Origin of the sequence: Peptococcus simiae (assembly GCF_046569735.1) — a bacterium.
GTDB classification, from domain to species: Bacteria; Bacillota; Peptococcia; order Peptococcales; family Peptococcaceae; genus Peptococcus; species Peptococcus simiae_A.
The window spans coordinates 1-765 of record NZ_JBKICG010000044.1 but is presented as its reverse complement, the minus strand read 5'-3'; the positions used below and the strand labels follow the sequence as shown (position 1 = coordinate 765).

Genomic DNA, 765 nt, shown 5'->3' with positions numbered 1-765 from the left:
TATGTAACCGGCAACGACCTATTTTCACAAGAAAAGTCTACTTGCTATCGTCGGCGCTAAAAGGCTTAACTTCTGTGTTCGAGATGGGTACAGGTGGGTCCCTTTCGCTAATATCACCGGATCTGAGAGGGTTCTCTCAAAACTATACAGCAACGTTACTTCAATCAATGCTCTTTCATCGTACCTTTCGGTTAAGTCTTCGACCTATTAGTATCGGTCCGCTCAAAGTATTACTACTCTTACACGCCCGACCTATCTACCAGTTCGTCTCTCTGGGGTCTTATCTATAAATAGTGGGATATCTCATCTTGAGGTCTGCTTCACGCTTAGATGCTTTCAGCGTTTATCATGGCCACACTTAGCTACCCGGCTATGCCGTTGGCACGACAACCGGTTAACCAGCGGTGTGTCCAACCCGGTCCTCTCGTACTAGGGTCAGTGCCTCTCAAATATCCTACGCCTACGATGGATAGGGACCGAACTGTCTCACGACGTTCTGAACCCAGCTCGCGTACCGCTTTAATGGGCGAACAGCCCAACCCTTGGGACCTACTACAGCCCCAGGATGCGATGAGCCGACATCGAGGTGCCAAACCTCCCCGTCGATGTGAACTCTTGGGGGAGATAAGCCTGTTATCCCCAGGGTAGCTTTTATCCGTTGAGCGACGGCACTTCCACTCGCAACCGCCGGATCACTAAGTCCAAGTTTCCTTCCTGCTCGAGTTGTTGCTCTCGCAGTCAAGCTCCCTTCTGCCTTTACACTCT

Annotated in this window: 2 rRNA genes; both read right to left on the bottom strand. The window is 50.6% G+C overall.

The features are described from left to right. Positions 1-5: 5 nt before the first annotated feature. Positions 6-121 (bottom strand): 5S ribosomal RNA (rrf, locus tag ACLGL1_RS09775). A 66-nt stretch (positions 122-187) separates the two neighbouring features. Then, a 23S ribosomal RNA gene (locus tag ACLGL1_RS09770) occupies positions 188-765 on the bottom strand; the annotation flags it as partial.